Origin of the sequence: Treponema vincentii, assembly GCF_018336815.1 — a bacterium.
Lineage (GTDB): Bacteria > Spirochaetota > Spirochaetia > Treponematales > Treponemataceae > Treponema.
Map to the genome: position 1 here is coordinate 2,268,644 of NZ_CP050497.1, position 22,332 is coordinate 2,290,975.

The 22,332-nt window shown below is 46.6% G+C and carries 18 protein-coding genes and 1 pseudogene; 11 read left to right on the top strand and 8 right to left on the bottom strand.

The genetic code is table 11. The annotated features are described in order from the left end of the window. Positions 1–16: 16 nt before the first annotated feature. The 4 genes and pseudogenes from GWP40_RS10280 to GWP40_RS10295 form a co-directional block, all read right to left on the bottom strand. Positions 17–1,696: a DUF5312 family protein gene (locus GWP40_RS10280; protein ID WP_212565267.1), complete on the bottom strand. Its 1,680-nt coding sequence runs from the start codon at positions 1,694–1,696 to the stop codon at positions 17–19. 17 nt (positions 1,697–1,713) lie between these two features. Then, positions 1,714–2,783: pseudogene (gene dusB / locus GWP40_RS10285) on the bottom strand (tRNA dihydrouridine synthase DusB). Continuing rightward, positions 2,780–3,553: a TatD family hydrolase gene (locus GWP40_RS10290; protein ID WP_212565268.1), complete on the bottom strand. Its 774-nt coding sequence runs from the start codon at positions 3,551–3,553 to the stop codon at positions 2,780–2,782. The pseudogene dusB and the gene GWP40_RS10290 overlap by 4 nt, the downstream one beginning before the upstream one ends. A gap of 43 nt (positions 3,554–3,596) precedes the next feature. Continuing rightward, the gene (locus tag GWP40_RS10295) at positions 3,597–5,417 is read right to left on the bottom strand and encodes a phosphoenolpyruvate carboxykinase (GTP) (protein ID WP_212566598.1); all 1,821 of its coding nucleotides are present in this window, start codon (positions 5,415–5,417) and stop codon (positions 3,597–3,599) included. Positions 5,418–5,694: 277 nt separating this feature from the next. Here GWP40_RS10295 and GWP40_RS10300 point away from each other — a divergent pair, with 277 nt between their 5' ends. Both GWP40_RS10300 and GWP40_RS10305 read left to right on the top strand, forming a co-directional pair. Beyond that, positions 5,695–6,438: a MetQ/NlpA family ABC transporter substrate-binding protein gene (locus tag GWP40_RS10300; RefSeq protein ID WP_414162744.1), complete on the top strand. Its 744-nt coding sequence runs from the start codon at positions 5,695–5,697 to the stop codon at positions 6,436–6,438. 92 nt (positions 6,439–6,530) lie between these two features. Continuing rightward, positions 6,531–7,193 carry a tetratricopeptide repeat protein gene (locus tag GWP40_RS10305; protein ID WP_371922046.1) on the top strand — a complete coding sequence of 221 codons (663 nt, stop codon included), beginning with the start codon at positions 6,531–6,533 and terminating at the stop codon, positions 7,191–7,193. Positions 7,194–7,203: 10 nt separating this feature from the next. Here GWP40_RS10305 and GWP40_RS10310 read toward each other — a convergent pair whose 3' ends face one another. Genes GWP40_RS10310 through GWP40_RS10320 form a run of 4 tightly spaced genes read right to left on the bottom strand, consistent with a single transcriptional unit; the run spans position 7,204 to position 12,697 of the window. After that, the gene (locus GWP40_RS10310) at positions 7,204–8,031 is read right to left on the bottom strand and encodes a TIGR03943 family putative permease subunit (protein WP_212565270.1); all 828 of its coding nucleotides are present in this window, start codon (positions 8,029–8,031) and stop codon (positions 7,204–7,206) included. Continuing rightward, a complete protein-coding gene (locus GWP40_RS10315; protein WP_230974400.1) occupies positions 8,028–8,756 on the bottom strand; it encodes an FAD:protein FMN transferase in 729 nt (242 codons plus the stop codon). The genes GWP40_RS10310 and GWP40_RS10315 overlap by 4 nt, the downstream gene beginning before the upstream one ends. Continuing rightward, positions 8,728–9,063, bottom strand: a complete 336-nt coding sequence (locus GWP40_RS12970; protein WP_230974401.1) for an FAD:protein FMN transferase — start codon at positions 9,061–9,063, stop codon at positions 8,728–8,730. Before GWP40_RS12970 ends, GWP40_RS10315 begins: the two co-directional genes overlap by 29 nt. A gap of 34 nt (positions 9,064–9,097) precedes the next feature. Next, positions 9,098–12,697, bottom strand: coding sequence for an alpha-amylase family glycosyl hydrolase (locus tag GWP40_RS10320; protein WP_212565271.1), 3,600 nt, complete (start codon positions 12,695–12,697; stop codon positions 9,098–9,100). Positions 12,698–12,857: 160 nt separating this feature from the next. Here GWP40_RS10320 and GWP40_RS10325 point away from each other — a divergent pair, with 160 nt between their 5' ends. The 9 genes from GWP40_RS10325 (at position 12,858) to GWP40_RS10365 (ending at position 22,210) form a co-directional block, all read left to right on the top strand. Further along, positions 12,858–13,745, top strand: coding sequence for a fructose bisphosphate aldolase (locus tag GWP40_RS10325; RefSeq protein ID WP_212566599.1), 888 nt, complete (start codon positions 12,858–12,860; stop codon positions 13,743–13,745). A 405-nt stretch (positions 13,746–14,150) separates the two neighbouring features. After that, positions 14,151–15,866 (top strand): ATP-binding protein, encoded by a 1,716-nt coding sequence (locus GWP40_RS10330; RefSeq protein WP_212565272.1) that lies wholly within the window; start codon positions 14,151–14,153, stop codon positions 15,864–15,866. A 60-nt stretch (positions 15,867–15,926) separates the two neighbouring features. Then, the gene (locus tag GWP40_RS10335; RefSeq protein WP_230974402.1) at positions 15,927–16,289 is read left to right on the top strand and encodes an SIR2 family NAD-dependent protein deacylase; all 363 of its coding nucleotides are present in this window, start codon (positions 15,927–15,929) and stop codon (positions 16,287–16,289) included. Positions 16,290–16,402: 113 nt separating this feature from the next. Continuing rightward, a complete protein-coding gene (locus GWP40_RS10340) occupies positions 16,403–17,578 on the top strand; it encodes an iron-containing alcohol dehydrogenase (RefSeq protein WP_212565273.1) in 1,176 nt (391 codons plus the stop codon). A 93-nt stretch (positions 17,579–17,671) separates the two neighbouring features. Then, a complete protein-coding gene (locus GWP40_RS10345) occupies positions 17,672–18,466 on the top strand; it encodes an alpha/beta hydrolase (protein WP_212565274.1) in 795 nt (264 codons plus the stop codon). Between the two features lie 60 nt (positions 18,467–18,526). Next, entirely contained in the window at positions 18,527–19,804 is a 1,278-nt protein-coding gene (locus GWP40_RS10350) for an ABC transporter substrate-binding protein (RefSeq protein ID WP_230974403.1), read from the top strand. A 232-nt stretch (positions 19,805–20,036) separates the two neighbouring features. After that, positions 20,037–20,951: a carbohydrate ABC transporter permease gene (locus tag GWP40_RS10355; protein ID WP_212565275.1), complete on the top strand. Its 915-nt coding sequence runs from the start codon at positions 20,037–20,039 to the stop codon at positions 20,949–20,951. After that, a complete protein-coding gene (locus GWP40_RS10360; RefSeq protein WP_212565276.1) occupies positions 20,948–21,802 on the top strand; it encodes a carbohydrate ABC transporter permease in 855 nt (284 codons plus the stop codon). Before GWP40_RS10355 ends, GWP40_RS10360 begins: the two co-directional genes overlap by 4 nt. Before the next feature lie 18 nt (positions 21,803–21,820). Next, positions 21,821–22,210, top strand: a complete 390-nt coding sequence (locus GWP40_RS10365) for a thioesterase family protein (RefSeq protein WP_212565277.1) — start codon at positions 21,821–21,823, stop codon at positions 22,208–22,210. Positions 22,211–22,332 lie beyond the last annotated feature (122 nt).

Below are 22,332 nucleotides of genomic sequence, written 5' to 3' on the forward strand. Positions count from 1 at the left end.
TTTTATCGGCGCAACACTACTTCTGCGCAGGTTTTACCGTAGGCTCCGTGCTCGGTACGGCAGCAGGAATAGGCGCAGTGGGTTTTCCTTTTTCGATGGAACCGAATACTGCATAGTTTTTCATTATTTCGAGGAACATGGCAAAGATGTGTCGATCCTGTTCCAACCGGGTGAAGGATTCTTTATTTTTAGAGCTAACGGCAAGCGCTTTTATGTTTGTAATCAGTTCGGAAGTGGGAGCTTTTATATCCTCCAGTAGGTGCTCGGTAAAAATATACAGATCGGAATATGCTTTGCTTCCGGTTTGAACGATAGCCTTTGCCTGCATATTTGCAATATCAACGATTTTCTGCAGCTGTTTTTTCATATCTTTACCTTTTTCAATCTCTGCAATATAGCCTTGAATCTCAAGGAGATTGCATTGACCTTTCGGTTTAAAAAGCTGTTCAAAATTATTTATTTTACCTAACAGCATTTCGCAGGAACGATAAATTGCCGCATATTGTCCTTCAATCTGTTTGTTCACAAAAAAACCTTCAATCAGCAGCGATTTTAAAAAAGTTTTGTAGTGCGTTTCAAAATACATTTCAGTAAACGCTTTTAACAATTGCATCGGTCTCACCCAATCAAAAGAAATAGGGGAAAGATTTTGAATCGCATCATTGACTACATCATTATATCCATCCAACGGTTTCAACTGAGCGCTACCAAAACATTTTTCTATTAATCCGGTAATATTGTTTTCTTTGGAGATTTTTAAAAGGCGTTTTGAATCCGCTTGAAACTTTTCGCTGCTCCGATCAATATATTCCTGCAGAGGTTTTGATTCGGAAACGGTTATTTTTTCTTTAAAATTGGGATCTTCCTTAATCAATTTCAACATTATCGGTATTGTTGTTCTCTTCAGCTGATTTGCAAGAAGATTTTCGACCGTATTCAGCGTTTTTTCCAGTTTTGCGCCTGTTTCATCGGTAAAATTTCCCAAACTCCGCGCCAGAAAAATAACGTCGTTGATCGTCGTCTGTGTAATAGCAACATGCCGTACGATAAATTGGAAATCCAGCAAATTCTTTATTACATCACCGGCAAATACTTCTTCAAAATTATCCTGAGAAATCGATGACGGTGCTGCTGCATTGAGCTGCAAGTTATTGTTAAATTGACTGAGGAAAGATGCGTAGTCAAAATCGCACAGATCAGAAAGAAAAAAGAGTTTGATCAATTCTTGTTCGCGTGTTTTAAACGCAGGTGTATGAAAAAGGCGGACAAAGTTTTTAAAACTGTGTATTTGTTCTTGCAATGTGTGTTCCGTTTCCTGATAGTTTTTACACTTTGATAAAATGAGGCTCCGCGCTTGAAAGGTAAAACTTCGATGCTGTTTTACCTGCTCTTCCGACAGGATCGCTTCAAAAAAAAGCGCTTGATATTTTTCGGCCGCACGTATATCAGGGGAATTAACCGTCTTGTCCAGAATAGCTTTAACCGGCTGCAAAAAATGGTACAGCTGATACAACAGCGAACCGAACGCCGGAAGCAGTATTTTACCGCTATGGTATAACGGCGGATTGAGTTTTTTGAGTTCTGCTGCATAGCCTTTAAGCTGCCGTTTTTTTTGATACTCCGGCGATGAGGAAAAAAAGAGTCCTTCAAAAAAATCTTTGATTGCCGTAATGATTGCATTGATAAAATCAAACATACCAGTCCTTACCTTATTTATCGGTCTGCGGCTGCACCGCTTACAAAGTAGTTCTCTAAAATCCTTTCATAGTCTTGTATGGAACTTGCCTGCACCAGCTGCTCACGGAGTTTTGCGCCTCCTGCAATTCCCTTGGTATAAGCGGCAAACCGCTTACGCATCTCGCGGCAGGCTACATGCTCCCCTACTTCTTCGCACAGCAGCATGAGTTCTTTTTTTTTGCCGTCCCGATTTTATCCGCGGGCGTTATTTTGGAATAGGTACCGGTTTGTAACAATTCTCGTGTTTGCCGAAAGATGAAAGGATTGCCCATAGCTCCGCGCGCAAACATGACGCCTGCACATTTAGTCGAAGAAAGCATATCGTACGCAGCCTGCGGACTGAACAAATCGCCTGAACCGAATACGGGAATACGACCCCGCATCATCTGAACCAGCTGCGCCAAAATATCCCAATCTGCTGTTCCGCTGTAGCACTGCGCACAGGTACGGGGATGAATGGTCAACGCAACGGCGCCTGCATCAACGGCTGCCGCGGCGGCTTCCTTCCAAGTAAGCTCGGCTTGCGACCATCCGGAGCGTATCTTTACCGTTACGGGGACGGCGGTACGCTTCACCGCTTCCGTTTTGCCGACTGCCTCCGTAACCGCTTTAACCACCGCGTAGAGCTTTTCCGGCTTCCGCATCAATGCAGAGCCGGCCCCCGTTTTAGTGATTTTCGGCATAGGGCAGCCGGCGTTAATATCGATACACTCGGGGTGATACCGTTCAATGATGCGCACCGCCGTTTCCGCCATGAAGTCGGGATTGGCGCCGAATATCTGTACCGCATACCGCCGCTCGTTATGCGTACGGGCGATAAGCTTTTCCGTTTTTACCGAATTGCGGACGTATGCCTCCGACGAGACCATTTCAGTATAGGTAAAATCCGCGCCCCAATCAACACAAATAGACCGAAAACTCCTGTCGGAATACCCCGCAACCGGCGCTAAAAAAATATTTCCGGGAAGTGTTACACTCCCTATCGATACCGGCCGATACAGCCCGCTTTCGGTTCCGCAGGTTTCTATTGCACTCAATTCGTTCATTCCGGCAAGTTGAATGCTTTACAGCTGTTCTTCCACAGTTGAGCCGCTAAAGTTTCCATGTCCATCTTTAAAAGCCTCGCCATAAACTCAACCGTAGCAACGGTATTTGCCGGCATATTACGCTCCTTCCGGTACGGCGCAGGCGGTATAAACGGACTTTCGGACTCAACCAATATGCGGTCAAGCGGCAGCACACGTACCGTTTCGTGCAAGTTACGGGCATTCCGATATGTCAGATTACCCGCAAACGAGAAATAGAGCGGTAGTTTAAGCGCGAGCTGCGCAAATTCGGCATCTTCGGAATAGCAATGCAAAATACCGCCTGCTTCGGGTATCCGATCGGACAGGATATTCAACACATCCTTTCCCGCATTCCGGTTATGGATAACGACCGGCTTTTTCGCTTTTGCCGCTATCTCCAACTGCGTAATAAACAGCTCAATCTGCGAGCGCTGATCCCCGTACTTTTTGTAGTAATCGAGTCCGGTTTCCCCGACGGCAATAACGCCGGGCAATTGAAGGCCTTTTTCAACTTGAACAGCCCAATCTTTACCCGGAGCCGTTACCTCCGACGGAGACACGCCGATGGCATGGTACACCGACTGATCGGTTTTGAGCGTTTCATATACCGAATAGAAATCATGCAGGCTATTGCAAATACTGAGAATCCTGACAACGGAAGCCCGTTTTGCTTCTTGAATAGCGCGTAACTGCGCAAGAGGATCGTCATACAGCAATCCGATATGAGCATGAGTATCAAAAATTTGCATCGCGGTTCCTCCTTTGTGCGGCAGTTTTACAAAATAGGTACGATTAGCCGAGCCGTTTTTCCAGCGTATTCAGTGCTTCGGTAAGCTCTTTGGGCAGTTTATTGCCGAATTTAGGATAGTGATTTTCGCGGATATCCGCAATTTCTTTCTTCCAGCCTTCAGCATCTACCGAAAGGATTTCCTTCATCTGTTCCTTCGACACGTTCAGTCCTTCGGTATTGATCGCACCGTCTTTAGGCATCCAACCGATAGCGGTTTCTACGGCATTGTCTTTGCCGTCGCAGCGGTCGAATATCCATGCGAGCACGCGGCTGTTTTCTCCGTAGCCGGGCCAGATAAAGTTGCCGTCAGAATCTTTGCGGAACCAGTTGACGTAGAAAATCTTGGGCAATTTGTCCGCCGTCGATTTTTTACCGATGTTGATCCAGTGTTGGAAGTAGTCGCCCATGTTGTACCCGCAGAAGGGGAGCATGGCGAACGGATCGCGGCGGATACTGCCGACTTTTAAATCGAGCGCTGCGGCGGTAATTTCGGAACCGACAATGGATCCGAGGAATACGCCGTGGTTCCAATCGCGGGATTGATGTACCAGCGGAATGGTGCTGGGGCGACGGCCGCCGAACAAGAATGCGGAAATCGGCACTCCTTTGGGGTCTTCCCATTCGTTTGCAATCGCCGGACATTGCTTGGCAGGCGCGGTAAAACGGGCATTCGGATGCGCAAATTCTTCGCCTTTCGGGCTTTTATCCGTCGGGAGCGCATCGCGGGTGTTACCCTTCCAGTCCACGAGCTTGCCCTTCGCAGGGTATCCGATCTGCTCCCACCATATATCGCCGTCTTCCGTCAAGGCGCAGTTGGTAAAGATGGTATTTTCTTTTATCGATTCCATTGCGTTCTTGTTGGATTGGTCGGAAGTGCCCGGCGCTACGCCGAAAAAGCCCGCTTCGGGGTTAATGGCATACAGGCGACCGTCCTTGCCGAACTTCATCCATGCAATGTCGTCTCCAACGGTTTCAACCTTCCATCCGGGGATGGTGGGAATAAGCATTGCGAGGTTCGTTTTACCGCATGCGGAGGGGAAGGCTCCGGTAATATACTTTGATTTTCCTTCGGGATTGGTTATTTTTAAGATGAGCATGTGCTCGGCAAGCCAGCCTTCATCCCGCGCCAGCACGGAAGCGATACGCAGTGCAAAGCATTTTTTACCCAACAAGGCATTCCCGCCGTAACCGGAGCCATACGACCAGACCAGCCGCTCTTCCGGAAAGTGAGAAATATATTTGTGTTCCAGCGGAGCGCAGGGCCATACGCCGTTATCGGTTTTGCCCGCTTCAAGCGGCTTTCCGACCGAGTGCAGGCAGGGAACAAATGCGCCGTCGGAACCAAGCGCATCGAGTACCTTTGTGCCGACCCGTGTCATAATATACATATTGCAGACAACGTATTCGGAGTCGGTAATTTCGATACCGATTTTTGCAATATCGGAGCCGACGGGTCCCATCGAAAAGGGGATAACATAGAGGGTTCGCCCTTTCATGCACCCTTTATACAGAGCGCTCATCGTTTTTTTGAGTTCAACGGGGTCAGTCCAGTGATTTGTGGGGCCGGCATCCTCTTCTTTTTTTGAAGCGATAAATGTTCTGCTTTCCACACGCGCAACATCGGAAGGATCCGAGCGGAATAAAAAACTGTTCTTTCGTTTTTTTACGGGCGTTGCCAGTTTTACATCAACCAATTTTTTCATCAACCGGTCGTACTCGGCTGCCGAACCGTCACACACATAGACGCTATCCGGCGTACACAACGCCGCCACCTCATCAACCCATTGACGTGCTTTTACATGCTTGAGCGTATCTATTGTCATCGTTTTCCTCCAATACTTAACACATTCGGTTATAATTGAGTTTATATTTATATTATAGATGATAATCGAAATATCGGGTTTCTGCAACATTTTTCTCTCTTTGCACAGCTCTTTTTAACAACAGCAGTTTTTACTGCTTAACTTTCTATCGCCCTAGACAGAGCTTAAAGATATATAGTAATCTACCGGTCATTCCAATTGAAAGGAGATTTGCCCATGAAAAAACTACTTACATTCCTGTTTGGTGCAGTTTTTTGCGCAAGTTTATCGATTTCCTGTGCAAAAAAAAGAAAACAGCCAAAATATTTTGACTGTCGCTGCAAGTCCGGAACCTCATAAAGCGCTCTTAGAGCTTGTAACGGAGGACCTTGCAAAGGAAAATATTACGCTCAAGGTTACCGAGTTTACCGACTATGTAACCCCCAACGATGCGGTTGAAACGGGCGAACAATTCGCAAACTTTTTCCAGCATGTTCCCTATATGGACAGCTTCAACAAAGAACACGGCTACCATCTGGTTAGTGTAGGAACCGTTCATATTGAGCCGCTTGCGCTGTATTCAAAAAAATACGGAAACCTCTCAGAATTTAAAAGCGGCGATACCATTGCCATCCCGAATGATCCGACAAACGAAGCCCGTGCGCTTCTATTGCTTGAATCCGCTCATATTATCACCTTGCGCGGGGATGCAGGCTTAGCGGCTACTCCGCAAGATATTACCAAAAATCCCTACAGCTTACAGTTTAAGGAAATTGAAGCGGCCACACTTCCACGCGTGCTTGCAGATGTTGAAGGCGCCGTCATCAACGGAAACTATGCTATTCCTGCGGGGCTTTCCGCCGCAAAGGACGGCTTGCTTGTTGAAGGAAAAGATTCTCCCTATGCAAACGTCATTTCGGTTAAACAGGGAAACGAGAACGACCCGCGCATCAAAGCATTGATAAAAGCGCTGCAAAGCGATAAAGTACGTAAGTATATTATGGAAAAATATCCTAACGGTGAGGTTGTTCCGGCATTCTAGGAATGTAATTACAAGCCTCTAAAAATATTGATTTTTAGAGGCTTTTCAATCCCTACGAAAGAGAGGTTGATAAAATGAACATACAACAGAAAATGTATAGTTTTATAAAACGCGCTTTGGTAATCCTTACGGTATTAGCGTGTGTATCGGGAGTAATCTATGCACAAGAAAAGGCGGATGCGCTGAAATTATACCGTACCGGCCGCAGCTTGGACAGCGCAGGACGAGCGGAGGAAGCAAAAGCATCATACACAGCGGCAGTCAGTGTCTGTCTTGCCGAACTCCGCCAAAACCCGCGCAATATGGACTCCTACACCGTCTATACGTGGTCGCTGTTCCGCCTTCATAGATACCGCGAAACGGTAGCTGCCTGCAACGAAGCGCTCAAAATTGCATCAGATGTACGCATAATCGAAACATTAGGCGAAGCTCACTTTTATCTCAATGATTATAAAGAATCGCTCCGTCAAATGGAACGCTATATCGACATGGCGCCTACCGGAGAGCGGGCAAGCGTTGCCTATTTTTATACCGGCGACATTTACCGCTTAACAAAGCGCTACCAAAAAGCCGACATCGCTTACTCTGCGGCGGTACATTTGGAACCATCCAATTCGCTGTGGTGGTACCGGCTCGGTCTTGCCCGGGAACAAGCAGGGGATAAACGAAGCGCACGGGAGGCCTTTCAACGGGCGCTCAATATACGGAAGGATTATAAAGAGGCTGCGGAAGGGCTTGCCCGCGTACAGCTTTAAAAAATACCGATTACGGATAAATGTATTCCCGCCCCGGCGGATCAACTTTCTTTACGGACGCTACGATAATGTACGGGTCAAATCCGGCTTTATACGGTTTTTTTGAAAGCGTTCCGGTAATTTCCACCCATTCGCCGTCGGTTAGTTCCTGAGCGCCGCTCCACTGCGCAAGTAACCCGACGGGCTGCATATCGGCAGCGCAACACGTCATCATCATACGGGCTAAGGCAAAATCATGCTGCTCAAATAATTCGCTGTCTTTCCAAACAGAGCCGACTGCCGTAATTTCCGTACCTACCCATTTATCAAGTTTGGTATAGAGTTCGGTAAGCCACAGAGAAAACGTGTCGTCATCCATAATGATGCGTCCGTCTTGCAGCGGCAGTTGCGGCGGGGCAATTCGACTTAGAGCTGTCTGAGCCGGAGGCGCTGCAGTATATTGAGTGCCCAAAGAATCCGCATACGAAAACTGAGAAAATGCAATACCGGTTTTTGCAGCGGAAACCATACCGGCCAAGGCAACGGCGAAAACAGCAAGACCGAAAACACCTGCGTACCCGCTACGGCTTCCTCCCTCAAACCGGTCAAAAACAGCAGCATATCCGCTATTAAAAAATGAGGTATGCGGTTGCAACCCCTGCATAACGCTTTTAAGTTTGAGCACACCGATAATAAAAAACACCGCTGCGGAAAACAACAGCATGGGGACGTGCCGCTCATGCACATAGCGGTATGCCGAGCCGGAAACAACGACACCGGTACAATACAGCGCAAAACCGAAAAGGATTACCACCTGTAAAATATCTTGCACGCGGGTACTTTTTTTTATAATTTTCATAGAGACGACTCCCTGTCCACAAAGCGGAAAGCGGAATTTAAAATCATAATATTTTTTTCAAGGCTGCCGGTTGTACGGATGCTGTTATCGCCAAAGATAAAGAGCGCTTCCGCACAGGGGATTTCCGCAAGCAGCTTTACCGCCTTCTCATAGCCGAGCACAAAGCATGCCGTCGACAAAGCGTCCGCGTCGGTTGCCGAATCGGAAAAAACTGATACCGCTATCACATTATTCCGTACCGGATATCCGGTTGCAGGGTCGATAATATGATGATAGCGGACGCCGTCCTGCTCAAAATACCGCTCGTAGCTGCCGGACGTGGAAATACTGCGACTTTCAATCGGGGCGGAAATGATCGGTTGCCCCTGCTGAACACGCGGATCGCGGATACCGATATTCCAGCGCTTGCCGTCCGGCCGCTTTCCCACAACGGAAATAGTACCGCCGATATCGATTACGGCGTGTAAAATCCCAGCCTGCCGTACAATACGGGTAAGCTCGTCGGCGGCAAACCCTTTCGCAATCGCCCCGAGGTCAAGCTTCATCCCTGCCTTTTTAAGAAAAACCGCTGAGCCTGTCAGCTGTATATCCCTATAGTCGGTACGAGAAAGCGCCGCCTGAATATCCCGATCTTCGGGCTTCCGTGCATTCTCAAAGCCGATGTTCCAGAGCTTCACAACCCCGCCGATCACGGGATTAAAGGCACCATCCGTTTTTTTCGGCAAAAAAAACAGCCCGTTCAAACAGCGGATAGATATCCGCCGGTACATTAACCGCAGAGACGCCGGACGCCTTATTGATATCGATAAGCGTGGAGATTTCGGCATTTGCGCTTAAATGCCGTTCCAGCTCTTCAAGCCGGTGTGTACAGGTCTGTAATACGGCGTCGGCTTCCGCCTGCGGTTTTTCCGTAAATAGTTGGATACTGCACACCGTACCAAGCGCAAACACGGTGCGACTTTCTTTTCTGACGGCAGGCTCACAGGAAGCAAGCGTCAGCACCAATAAGAGAAAAAAACAATACTTTTTCATTTTGATTTCACATACCTTGCACGAATCAACCGCACTACTTTAGCGTACCGGCAAAGAGCTTGAGGTACCGATCTACTTGGTATCCCGACTTGTGGATTGCCTCAGAAAATTCCGCATCAAAGCGGCAGTATTTTTCTACTGAAGCGGCTGTTTTCTGAATGCACTCTGCCTGTGTAACCGGCCGTGCGGCAGAAAGAAAGAGCATCGCTGCCATATCGTCGGCAATCAATTCCGCCGCTTCACGGTTAAACCACTTAATGCCGTCCCATTCGTGAATATGGAGACGGATAATAACATTGGGATCCTGCGCCATCCGATGGACAATACCGGTTCGCCGGATAGATTTTTTTCCGCGGGCATTGTGCACATAATAGAGGTACTTTACCGTATCGGCTTTATTTTCAATAGGATCGATATCAAAACCGGTCGAACGAATCAGCGTCGTAAGTTTTTCTTCGAGGTGCAAAAAGGCAAAAAGCCTTCCGATATTTTCCTCCATCTTGTAATAAACGGCAATATCTTCAACAGCCATCAAAAATACCGAACCGAACGATACGAAAAGCTGAGAGGCCGTTCCGCACATTTTATGAATAAATACGGTTACGGCAGAGGTTGCCGCAGTCAACGGCATTTCTTGTATCAGTAAACCTGAGGCGCAGAGGAGCAACCGGTACATACGTGCACGGAACAGCGTCAACAACCGCTTGACGGATGTTTTAGCTGCCGGAATCCCTGCCGCGAGAAATTGCTCGGCCTGATTACTACGATATGTTTCATCTAAAGCGGTCAGGAAAGCAGCGGCTAACGGTTCAAGCTTGTTGATAAACGATTGGATATGAGCTTCCGTCGCGTGTCGGTTTTCGGTATGCTTACAATCCTTTACCAGTTGAATACAATTCTCCAATATCTCCTCAGAAACACATGCAGCAAGCGAATCGTAGAGCTTTTTAAATTTGATCTCGTTGATACCCATTGCGACATCCGCAACCCCGCTGCCTTTGAGCTTTTCGTACAGTTTCCGATATAGTTCATCCGGAGTGTCGGTTACCTCATGAATATTCAAAAACACTTGCGTTTCAAAACCGTTTAAGGCGACAAACAAACCGCGCTCCGCAATTTCAATGCTTTTTCTGATAAACCACAATTTTGAATGCTGCTCCTGAAAAATCACAAACCGATTCGAGGTAACCGTCAGCTGTAACCCCTGCGCAAGCGTCCGTTGCACCAGCTGTTTTTCATCACCGGAGCCTTTAACGGCATAAGCGGCGGACATATTGATCCAGCCTGCAGCCCGTTCATATTTGTTGTTATAGAGGATGAGAGAACGGGAATCGCCGTACACGTTCGACCACGCAAAGACATTTTCGTTTACCTGCCCGTCCGTCCAAAAATCATAGAGCAGGAAATTCTCTACACCGGAGAACAAACGGCGCTGCCGCATCAGCGGGAAAATTTCCCGACGGTGCCGCTCCACAAGACCGATGTTCACCTGCTCATCGTAATAAGCGCGGCGGTATTCCATACCGTATTTTTCTTCAAAGCCTTCAATTTGTCCGTGCCCGAACATCGGCAACCCCGGCATCGCAACCAGCATAGTACAAACGCCGAAATATTTATCATCCCGCCCAAACTGTGCGACAGCGGTCTCTTCATCGGGATTGTTCATAAAATTGACATAGCGCTTCAATATTTGCGGATCGAACTCGAGGGTATTCTTGATAGTCATCCGGTATTTTGCGTTATCTTCTTTCTTCAGCATATTCATAAATGCGGAATTATACACACGGTGCATTCCAAGCGTGCGAACAAAATACCCCTCCATCATCCAAAAGGCTTCGGCTAACAGCAAGGTATCGGGAGCTTCAACTGCACAGCGGTCTACTACCTCACGCCAAAACTCTTCGGGCAGCCGCTTTTGGAACTCCTCTGTGGAAAGCGCAAAGCGAGAACGGCTTGCGATATCTCCTCCCCGACCCGGCTCAGGATACCACAGCCGCCGGATATGCTTTTTTGCCAGCACCATTGCCGCATCGAAGCGGATAATCGGAAAATTCCGCGCAACGTGCAAAATCTTCCTGATAACTTCTTCACGGGCTTCAGGATTGAGAAAGTCAATTTGAGCGGTATCGTTCCACGGCAGACCCGTTCCGTCGTTCCCGTGATAAATATACCGTGTATCGCCGGTATAGTGATCGACCCGTTTAAACACCACCGCACAATCCGTTTTTGAATAGTAATGGTTCTCGAGGTAAATCCCGACACGGGAATCGTGAGAAAGATTTTCTCCGTCAAAATTATAGCCCGGGAAAGGACTTTCGCGGGTTTGTATAAAAAGATCAGGCCGCTCAATGACCCATTTTGAATCTATGCCGGTATGATTCGGCACCATATCCGCGGCAAGCCGAATACCGCACGCACCCGCACGTCTGCGCAGATTTTCAAGCGCTTCCCATCCGCCGATATCTCCGGCTATCTCATAATCCGTCAAACTGTACGCACTCGCTGCCGCTTCCAAATTTCCGCATATCTGTTTAATCCGCGCACTTGCAGGGGAACGTTCCCACACTCCGATAAGCCACAGCGCATTAAAGCCTGCTTCTGCAAGGAATACAAGCTCCTCATCGGGAATTTGATCGAGGCGAGTGATAGAGCGCTGATACTTTTTGCTGAGTTGATCCAACCATACCAGTGTACTTTTGGCAATCATCACAACATTCGGCATCCATTCCCGGTCAGCGCTGAACCGTTCATATTCCTGCGTCAGATCTTCAAAATGATAAGCATCGTGTCCGCCAGCGCCGCCACCGCCCTGCCAAGCAGCTTTCTCCTCTTCTGAAAGGATATCCTGACTTGTTAAGAGCCTACCGATAAATTCGCCGAGCAAATCAAGCCAGTGCATTTTGATATATTCAAGCTGCCCCTTCAAGCTAAACGGTGCATAAGAAACGGGGGCTTTAAGCAACGAAATCAGATCGATTTTTTCAGGACCGAATACTTCGTTTTGAGACGCCCATTCACAAAGGCTGTCCCAAAAACAATTATACGAAGGATTCGCTGCAAGCTGTTCATCGGTAAAAAGAGGGTAAAAGGGCTGAAATGCGGGATTTTCATTTGCCAGTTTACACAAAATGAGTTCTTCAAACGCACGGTATTTATTTTCGATACCCGATACCGGATCGGTATTACAGAACCAATCTTCAACCGTCATCGTCCCGCCGTAAACCTCAGCAGGAGGAAATTCGATACAAAATTCGAGTAATAAATCGTCGAGATCGGGCAACTGTTCCTTTGCAAGTTCCGCTTGCACAAAGTCATACCCGCTACTAAAAAAATCGGCGCGTACATCCCGCCGGTAGAGGCGGCACATATAATGGAATATTTCGTCGATGAGCCCCATCGCATTCAGTTGTCCTGCTTTTAAATACTGTTCTGGATGCACCGGCATCCCGAATGCGCCCGACTCGACAACCTCGTTATACTGAAAAGTAAAGGCATAAACATCGTTGATATTCCGTATAATTACATTCCCCGTCGATGAAAAGAGCGTTTTTGAAAAACGGCATTTTTCACGTATATCACGATGGATATGAAATTCCATAGTTTGAAAAAAACTATCCACATAAACTTTTTGCATATATTATCCTCGTATGTGCTAATTATATGCCGAAAATCCGAATATGTGAAGCTAGGCTAGCGTTTTTCACATTCATAAGATATACTAATAGATAGAGTTTAGTTTTAAATGCTAAATTATGCTCAATTTTAAAGAATGCTATTTTGCAGGAGGTTTTATGATGGACAAGCAAAAAATAGAACGGATGCACACCGGTAAAGGATTTATCGCAGCCCTTGATCAGAGCGGCGGTAGCACACCTAAGGCCTTAGCTGCCTACGGTGTCGGGAAAGATGCCTACTCCAATGAAAAAGAGATGTTTGATATGGTGCATGCCATGCGCACGCGGATTATCACCAGCAAAGAATTCGATAAAAAACACATTCTCGGCGCTATTCTTTTTGAACAAACGATGGATCGCGATATCGAAGGCATTCCTACGGCAGATTACCTGTGGGATAAACGCGGCGTTCTTCCGTTCCTAAAGGTCGATAAGGGACTTGCAGACTTAGCTGAAGGTGTTCAGATGATGAAGCCGATGCCCGATTTGGAAGCATTGCTGCAGCGCGCTGTACAGAAGCATATCTTCGGTACAAAAATGCGCTCTGTGATAAAGGAAGCAAATCCGGCCGGTATCAAAAAAGTTATCGACCAGCAGTTCGAAATCGGGCTACAGATTGCAAAGCATGGATTAGTACCGATTATCGAGCCGGAAGTAGACATTCACAGCCCCGATAAAGCAAAGTGCGAAGATATTCTAAAACAAGAAATTCACGACCACATTGCAAAATTGCCGAAGGATGTATTGATTATGCTCAAACTGAGTATCCCGACGCAGGCAGACCTGTATAAAGAGTTTATCGACCATCCGCAGGTTGTGCGTGTCGTTGCGCTTTCGGGCGGCTACAGCAGAGAAGAAGCCAATGCCCTGCTGGCAAAGAACCACGGCATGATTGCAAGCTTCTCCCGTGCCCTTGCTGAAGATCTCCGCGCACAACAGTCGCAAGAAGAATTCGACAAAACGCTCGCTGCTGCGATTAAGAGTATCTACGACGCTTCGATTACATAATCGACCTGCCGCATAAGCAATTCATGGGGCTGTCCAAAAACTTCAGTTTTTGGACAGTTTCCTTAGATTTAGATGCGACGTTTAAAATTAAGTCATTACTGTATAAAGACTTAATTTTAAACTCGACGGGGATATCCCGAAAGTAACCAACTTTTGGGACATCCCCATGAATTGCCCGCCCCATCCTTTTGATCTGAAAAAACGCTATGAAACGTGTTCTGCGTTAGTAGGTACATAAGTTGATACTTGTTTGGAACCGCTATTCATGCGGAAAGTTCTAGATTATCATATACTAATGCCTGTTCTTTCCGACCGCGTACCGATTTTTATGCCATTTGACTTTTAGAAAGAGCTGGGAGAAACATCGAAATTGTCAGAGAAGACAAATCCTGCTATAGTTACTGTATGAGCTTTCCACGAAAATTGCCGATCGGCGTACAGAGTTTTAAGGTGTTACGGAATGACCGGTATCTCTATGTAGATAAGACGGAGTATATCACTCAATTAGTAACAAGCAGTCGTGTTTATTTTCTTAGCCGTCCGCGGCGGTTTGGGAAAAGCCTCTTTCTCTCTACATTATCTGCGTACTTTCTCGGGCAAAAAGAGCTATTCAAAGGACTGTACCTCGAAAAAGCTGAGGAAGAACAGGCTGCTCAAGAAAACCGAAGTGCATGGCAGGAATATCCGGTATTGTATCTGGACTTTAATACCGGTAACTATGCTGCCACTGATGATTTGAGTATCAATCTCAATAATCATCTATGCAAATGGGAAGAGCTTTATGGTTCTAAACCATCTGAACAAAACTTTGCGCTCCGTTTTGCTGGGATTATACAACGTGCATATCAGCAGACCGGCAAGCAAGTAGTTATTCTGGTAGACGAATACGACAAACCGCTTTTGCAAACGATGGGTGTAAATGAAGCATTGAATGAGCAATACCGAAACGAACTCAAAGCATTTTACTCCGTCATTAAAACCTGCGATGAATATATCCGCTTTGCCTTTCTCACCGGCGTTACCAAATTCAGCAAAATCAGTATTTTTAGCGATTTGAATAATCTCCGGGATATATCACTGGAAAAACACTATGCAGGCATTTGCGGAATCACCCAAAAAGAATTGGAAGCAAATTTTCAACCTGAAATACAAGTGCTTGCCGATGAGCAAAGCTTAACCTATCAGGAAACATTGACCGCCTTGCAGCAATGGTATGACGGATACTGTTTTTCACCTGCAGGGGAAGGCATGTATAATCCGTTTAGCTTATTAAATGCGTTTGCAAAGGAGCGATTCGGAAGCTACTGGTTTGAAACGGGAACGCCGACGTTTTTGGTCAATTACCTCAAAGAAACACACTACTTTATTCCTGACTTGGATGGAAATATTGAACTTGATGAAGAAGGCTTGCAAACCTATCGGGCGGTAGCACAGGATACGCTTCCTATTCTGTTTCAAGCGGGATACCTGACTATCAAAGAATATATAAAAGATGTACGGCTGTATCGGCTGGGCTTTCCGAATAATGAGGTACGGTACGGTTTTTTGCATAATCTTTTACCAGCGTATTCAGGTTTACCGCTCGGTGATACAGGCAAGTCGGTATGGCAGTTTGTACAAGACATCCGTGAGGGGAAAGTTGACTCTTTTATGGAACGGATGCAAGCGATTATCTCAAGCATACCGTATGATATTAGCGAAGGAAACCTCACAATCAGAATCGCCATGGATGGCGATGGTTCCATGCAGAAACAAGTTTGCCATGCAAACTTGCAGCTCAAAGATGTACACGGATGTACATCTTTGAGCAAGCTGCGGGAGCAAAACTATCAGACTGCGGTGTACCTTATCTTTGCACTGATGGGGCAGTTTGTGCAGACGGAAGTGCAGTGTTCGACAGGACGGACTGATTGTATTGTACAAACAGTGGATGCTGTGTATATCTTCGAGTTTAAACTCTCCGGAAATGGCAGTGCGGAAGATGCAATCGCGCAAATACAAAAGCAAAACTACATCGCAAAGTATAAGACAGAGGGAAAAAAGATTGTGCTGATTGGGACGAGCTTCAGTGAAGAAACGAGGACGATTAAGGATTGGAAAACCGAGGTGCTTGAAAAATAAATTGCAGAGGCGATTGATTCCAATTATTTGGTGCGGGCAATGTATAAGCAGCAGCACAATATGAAGATTCCTAAAGAATTGATTCCGTACTGCCCGGTATGCGGCAAGCCGATGAATATGAATCTGCGAGCGGATGATACGTTTGTCGAAGATGCCGGTTGGCAAATTGCCGCCAAACGCCATGCCGATTTTCTTACGGCATACAAAAACAGCCGCATCCTCTTTTTAGAACTCGGCGTTGGAGCAAACACACCCGGGATTATCAAATATCCGTTCCAACACATGGCGGCACATAATCCGCAGTCGGTCTACGTGTGCATCAATTACGGAGAGGCGTTTTCACCGCAAGAAATCGAGCAGCGTTCAATTTGCATCAACGGAGATATCGGTGAGGTGATAACGGAGTTGCTAGAACAGCATTAACTTTTAAAAACAGCAGAAAACCACGGAAAATACCGCAGGATAGCATAATCATCTAATCTATGATAAACTTTATCTCACTATACTAACTAAAAGATTGCCAGAGGGAGGCTATAATGTTTAATTTTGTTTTTGATGTACCGGTAAAGATACTGTTCGGGAAAGGCAGTGTCGAAGGGCTTGCCGATGAGATAGTAAAATACGGCAATAGGGTGTTACTCTGTTACGGCGGCGGGAGTATCAAGAAAATCGGCCTTTACGATACGATAACCGCACAGTTAAAATCAAAAGGTATTTTTTATGCGGAACTATCCGGCATTTCTCCCAACCCGCGGATAGAAGAAGTTGAAAAAGGAATCGCGCTGGTACGGGAACATAAGCTTGATTTTATCCTTCCTGTCGGCGGCGGAAGTTCCATCGATTGTGCTAAGGCAATCGCTGCCGGTGCGCACTATAACGGCGACCCGTGGGACATTGTTACCCGGAAGGCATCAGCGGAGAACGTCCTCCCGCTCGGTACTGTCTTAACCCTTGCAGCGACGGGTTCCGAAATGAATTGCGGAGCCGTTATTACTAACTTTAAAACCAAGGAAAAGCTCGGCTTTGAAGTTCCGCTTGTAATGCCTAAGTTCTCCGTGATGGATCCGTGCTACACCTTTTCGGTACCCAAAGCGCATACGGCTGCCGGTACTGCGGATATTATGAGCCATACCTTTGAAAGTTATTTTTCGTTGGACGATGGGGCTTACTTACAAGACCGGTTCGCCGAAGCGGTACTCAAGACTTGTATCCATTACGGACCCATTGCGCTGAATGACCCCGATAATTATGACGCCCGCGCCAATCTGATGTGGGCAGGAACATGGGCAATCAACGGTTTGTTAGGTTGCGGAAAGATGACGATGTGGTCGGCTCACCCGATGGAGCATGAACTGAGCGCCTTTTACGACATTACACACGGAGTAGGACTTGCAATCCTGACCCCCCACTGGATGCGGCACGTATTGAACGACAATACCGTACATAAGCTTGCCGAATACGGCATCAATGTGTGGGGATTGCCCGCAGATGCGGACGTATACAAAACAGCAAACGCCGCTATCGATAAGACGTCGGAATTTTTTGCATCGCTCGGCATTCCGATGACGCTGCACGAAGTGGGGATCGGTGAAGAACATCTTAAAGAGATGGCCGAAGCTGCTGTGATGCACCGGAGCCGCAGCGGAAAAATCCGCGGTTTCCAAACCTTAACGGCAGCTGATGTTCTTGCAATTTATAAGGCTGCGCTGTAAAAAAAATTTGAAAATGATAGGAAAATGGGGCTGTCCAAAAACTGAAGTTTTTAGACAGTTTCCTTAAGCTTTAGATGCGATAAGAAAAGTACCATGGCACTTGTTTATACCGAAGTTTTTGCACAATCATTTATGCGTCCGGTTTCACTGTGCGCAATTATTCCGGCGGAGGACAGCGCACCCGATGCCTCCGGTAACAAGCCGCAGGCGCAGGAAAACCGTCCGCTCAAAACGCTCTATCTGCTGCATGGGTTATACGGCTGCCATACGGACTGGCTCACGCTCACAAACATACGGCGCTACGCAACGGAAAAGCATATTGCCGTCATCATGCCGACGGCGGAAAATGCGTTTTATATCGACGGTAAACTTCCCGGGCAGCAATATGGCGCCTTTGCCGGGGACGAGCTGATACGACTGACACGGAGACTGTTTCATCTTTCAGCGGAGCGGGACGATACCGTTATCGCGGGACTTTCGATGGGAGGAGCCGGAGCGATACGAGCAGCGTGTTTGTATCCGCAAAACTTCGGAGCCGCCGCGGGCATTTCCTCCGCTTTCTTGACGCGGGAGCAGCTTTCACCCGAACATCCCGTCTTTACCCCCGAATGGGCGGAGGGCATATTCGGCAGCATAGAGAATATGGAAAGCGAGTATAAAAATGCGGTACTCAAAATGAAAAAATCTATGCAAAGAAAAGTATACCCACGGCTCTCCCTTGAATGCGGCACATCGGACAGTTTAATCGGTGTCAACCGCGACTTCCACCGTTTTTTACTGGAAAACGGCATCGCGCATTATTATGAAGAAAGCGCAGGTGGGCACGAATGGGCGCTGTGGGACAGCGGAATTAAAAAGGTTATTAACCGTTTTTTTAAAATCGGTTAAAATAGGAAAACCTCTAAAAATCCAACCGAATTTTTAGAGATACCTAAAAAAAGGAGGCAAATGATGAAAAATAAAATCATTGCAGCTTTGGCAGCGTTTTTTCTCTTGACACCGTTGGCATTAACAGCCATGGGTTCAAATGAAAAAGGCACCGGTTCCGGCGAGAAAGTTACGCTGGAATTTTGGACATGGCGTACCGAGGATGTCGAATTCTATGAAAAGGTGATTAAAGCCTTTGAAAAAAAGCACCCGAACATCACCGTAAAACAAACCGCCATCAAAAACACCGAGTACAACACGATTGTAAGCGCATCGCTGCAAGGCGGCGGCGGACCGGATGTCTTTATGGGCAGAGCCTACGGCGGTTTACAGACCCTTGCGGACAGCGGATATCTCCTTGCGCTCGACAACCTTATCCCCAATTTAAAAGACTATTCCGAACCGGCAAAGCAGGGAGCACGGAGCGTTAAAGACGGAAAAATATACGGTCTACCTGCGTTAAGCCAAGCGATCTTCTGCTATTACAACAAAGCCATCTATAAAAAACTCGGATTAAAAGTTCCGACAACATGGAATGAATTTATTTCCAATCTTGAAGTATGCAAGAAGAACGGAATTACCCCGCTTGCAAACGGTTCAAAAGACGGATGGACGGTAGAAACGCTGTTAGGAGGCGTCGGCCCCAATTTCTACGGCGCTAACGACTTTTTCAATGCAGTCGTTGCCGGTAAAACCACCTTCGAAGATCCCCGCTTTGTCGATGCGGTTAAAAGAATCGGCGCCTTACGCCCCTATATGCCGGAACTGTTCACCGGTGTCGGCTATACCGACATTCAAGGCGCTTTTATGAACGAAATGGCCGCACACATGATCGGCGGTTCGTATGAAGCCGGTACCTTTAAGGCGAACAATCCTTCCCTTGATTTCGATGCGTTCCCCGTACCGGGTACAACGGCAGGAAAACAGTATGTTACCTTCTATGCCGATATGAACTGGGCAGTCAATGCCGGAACCAAGCATAAAGAAGCGGCGCTCACCTTCCTGCAATTTCTCGGATCTACCGAGGTAGGCAATATGTTGATCTCCGATCTTAAAATGATCAGCTCAACCCCTGGTGTTGATACCTCGTTGGATCCGTTTGTCGGAAAAGTCATCACGATGATGAAAAACAGCACCAGCTATATCTTCCTCGTTCCGTTCCGCTATGAGCAGCCGACCGGTTCGGCACTGTGGCAGGCCGCAGGACAGGGGTATTTGGCAGGTACGTTAACTGCAGAACAAGCCTGTAAGAACGTACAAACCGGTATCGCTACCTACTATAAACCTTTTCAAAAATAGGGGCTTCCGGGTGAACACATCAGATTATCTTTTTACTCCCGCAAAATAATTGGGGCTATTCAACCAGAGTTGAACCGCTTAGCGGTTCAAATGGTCTCACAGCCCCAATTATTTTGCGGAATTTGATCTATTTGCCTGATGTGTTCACCCGTCTGCTGGAAAAATGTGCGAAATTTTATTTCCTTAAAATTTCGCACAAAAGGAAGGCAGGCGCCATGGATAATATGAAAGTATGATAACATCAAAAACAAGTAAATTTTTATGGATTGCGTTTTTCGTAACGCCTGCGCTGCTCATTGTCAGCGTTTTTATTTTACTGCCGCTTTTGATGAGCCTGTTCAACAGTTTCTTTGACTGGAATCAGCTACTCCGCGGCTCGTTCACCGGATTGGGTAATTTTAAAAAGTTGTTTTTTACCTTTCCGTATAATGAACGCTTTTGGAATGCGTTAAAGCACAACGGCATCTGGTTCTGTTGTACGATGCTCATTCAAAACAGCCTCGGATTGCTGTTCGGGTATGCATTAAGTAGAAAGATTGCAGGGCATGGCTTTTTTAAGCGCGTGTTTTTTATACCGGTACTTTTTTCCATTGTAGCGGTCGGTTTTTTGTGGGGTATGTATTTAAAGAGCGACGGACTTGTCAACAGCTTTTTGAACCTCATCGACCTCTCCTCTCTCCGGCGGGCATGGCTCGGCGATGAAAGCACGGCAACCTTTGCCATTATCGCAACCAACATTTGGCGCTGGGTAGGCTTTCCTTCACTCGTATTCCTTGCAGCCATCGACTCAATCGATCAAAGCTGTATCGAAGCCGCATACATAGACGGCGTAAGCGAAGTAGGCTTATTTTGGAAAATCATATTTCCACTCATCATTCCATCCATAACGGTTATCACGGTACTAACCGTCATCGGCAGCTTAAATGTTTTTGAACAGATATACACCATGACCGACCTCGGCGGCGGACCGAACTACAGCACCGACACCATCGGTACGCTTTTTTACCGCACAGCCTTCGGTTCGGTCGATACGGGTAACCCCGAAATCGGTATCGGCAGTACCATCGCTGTTATAATCTACATTATGACCTTTTGTATTTCGCTCGTATCCGTCGCAATCGGAAAAGCAAAGGAGACACAGGTATGAACATGAATTGGCGCATTAAAACTGCCTCTCCGATAAAGAGCCTTGTAATCGGCGGTATTTTAATACTGATGATTGTCTATGTTATTTTGATTGCGTATCCGCTTTTTAATATGGTCATATCCTCGCTAAAACCCACACGGGAGATTCTCCAACACCCGTTCGCCTTACCGGCAAATCCCGATTTTTCTTCGTACAAACGGGTTTGGATTGATATGGGGTTTTGCACCTTTTTTCTCAACAGCATCATCGTAACGGTATCCTCTATGGTATTAGTGCTGCTGTTCGGTTCAATGGCATCTTATGCTATCAGCCGCTACGTGTTCAAAGGGAATACCCTGCTGTATATGATCTTTTTAAGCGGTATTATGCTGCCGCTCAAAGCCGCTATTATCCCGCTTTTTATGATTATCAGAAAACTTGGGCTTATGGATAACTTTTTGTCGGTTATCTTCATTTTTACTGCAATGGGTATTCCCTCGACGATATTTATCCTTTCCGGTTTCTTTAAGGCTATTCCGGCAGACCTTGAATATGCTGCGCGAATCGACGGATGTAACGACTTTGCAATTTACAGCAAAATTATGATGCCGGTCATCGCACCCGGGATTGCGTTGGTAACCATCTACAATGCGGTTCCTATTTGGAACGACTTCTTTTTCCCGCTCGTCTTTTTACATAATAGAAGTTTGAAAACCCTACCGGTCGGCCTCAGTACCTTTTTCGGTCAGCACAGTACCAACTGGACGCTCCTCTTTACCGGATTAACTGTAGCCATCTTACCGATGATGATTCTCTATTTATTTATGAGTAAGTATTTTATTAAGGGAATGACCGCCGGTGCAATAAAGTAGTAGGTGTAGGAGGTTGATATGAAAGTCGGAATTAAAGGAGATACTTGCTTTACCGTTACAAAAGAAATGTTGGCCAGTCAAGACGGTGACGATACGCTTGAGGTGTTTTCGACGCCGAACATGGTTTTAAAAATTGAGCGGACTGCAGCACTCAGCGTACTTCCATTCTTGGAAGAAGGATATACGATGGTCGGGGTAAAAGTTGACATTCAACATACTGCAGCAACCCTTGAAGGGATGAAAGTGTATGTCCATACCGAACTGATAGACATCAGTGAGAATGGAAAATTCTTGACTTTTAAAGCGGAAGTATCAAACGATAGAGGAATTATCGGCAGCGGCACCCATGTACGGGCAATTGTCAATAAAAAACGCTTTATGGAAAAACTCCGAGCTTGCAGCACATAATGATATTCACTGGTTTTTACCTACTCACCTGATGCGTTTACCCTGTGACATCGATGCAAAGACATCGATGCAAAGACCTTGCATTAAGAGAATGTTTTCCGTACAATGCGGGATAAAAAGAT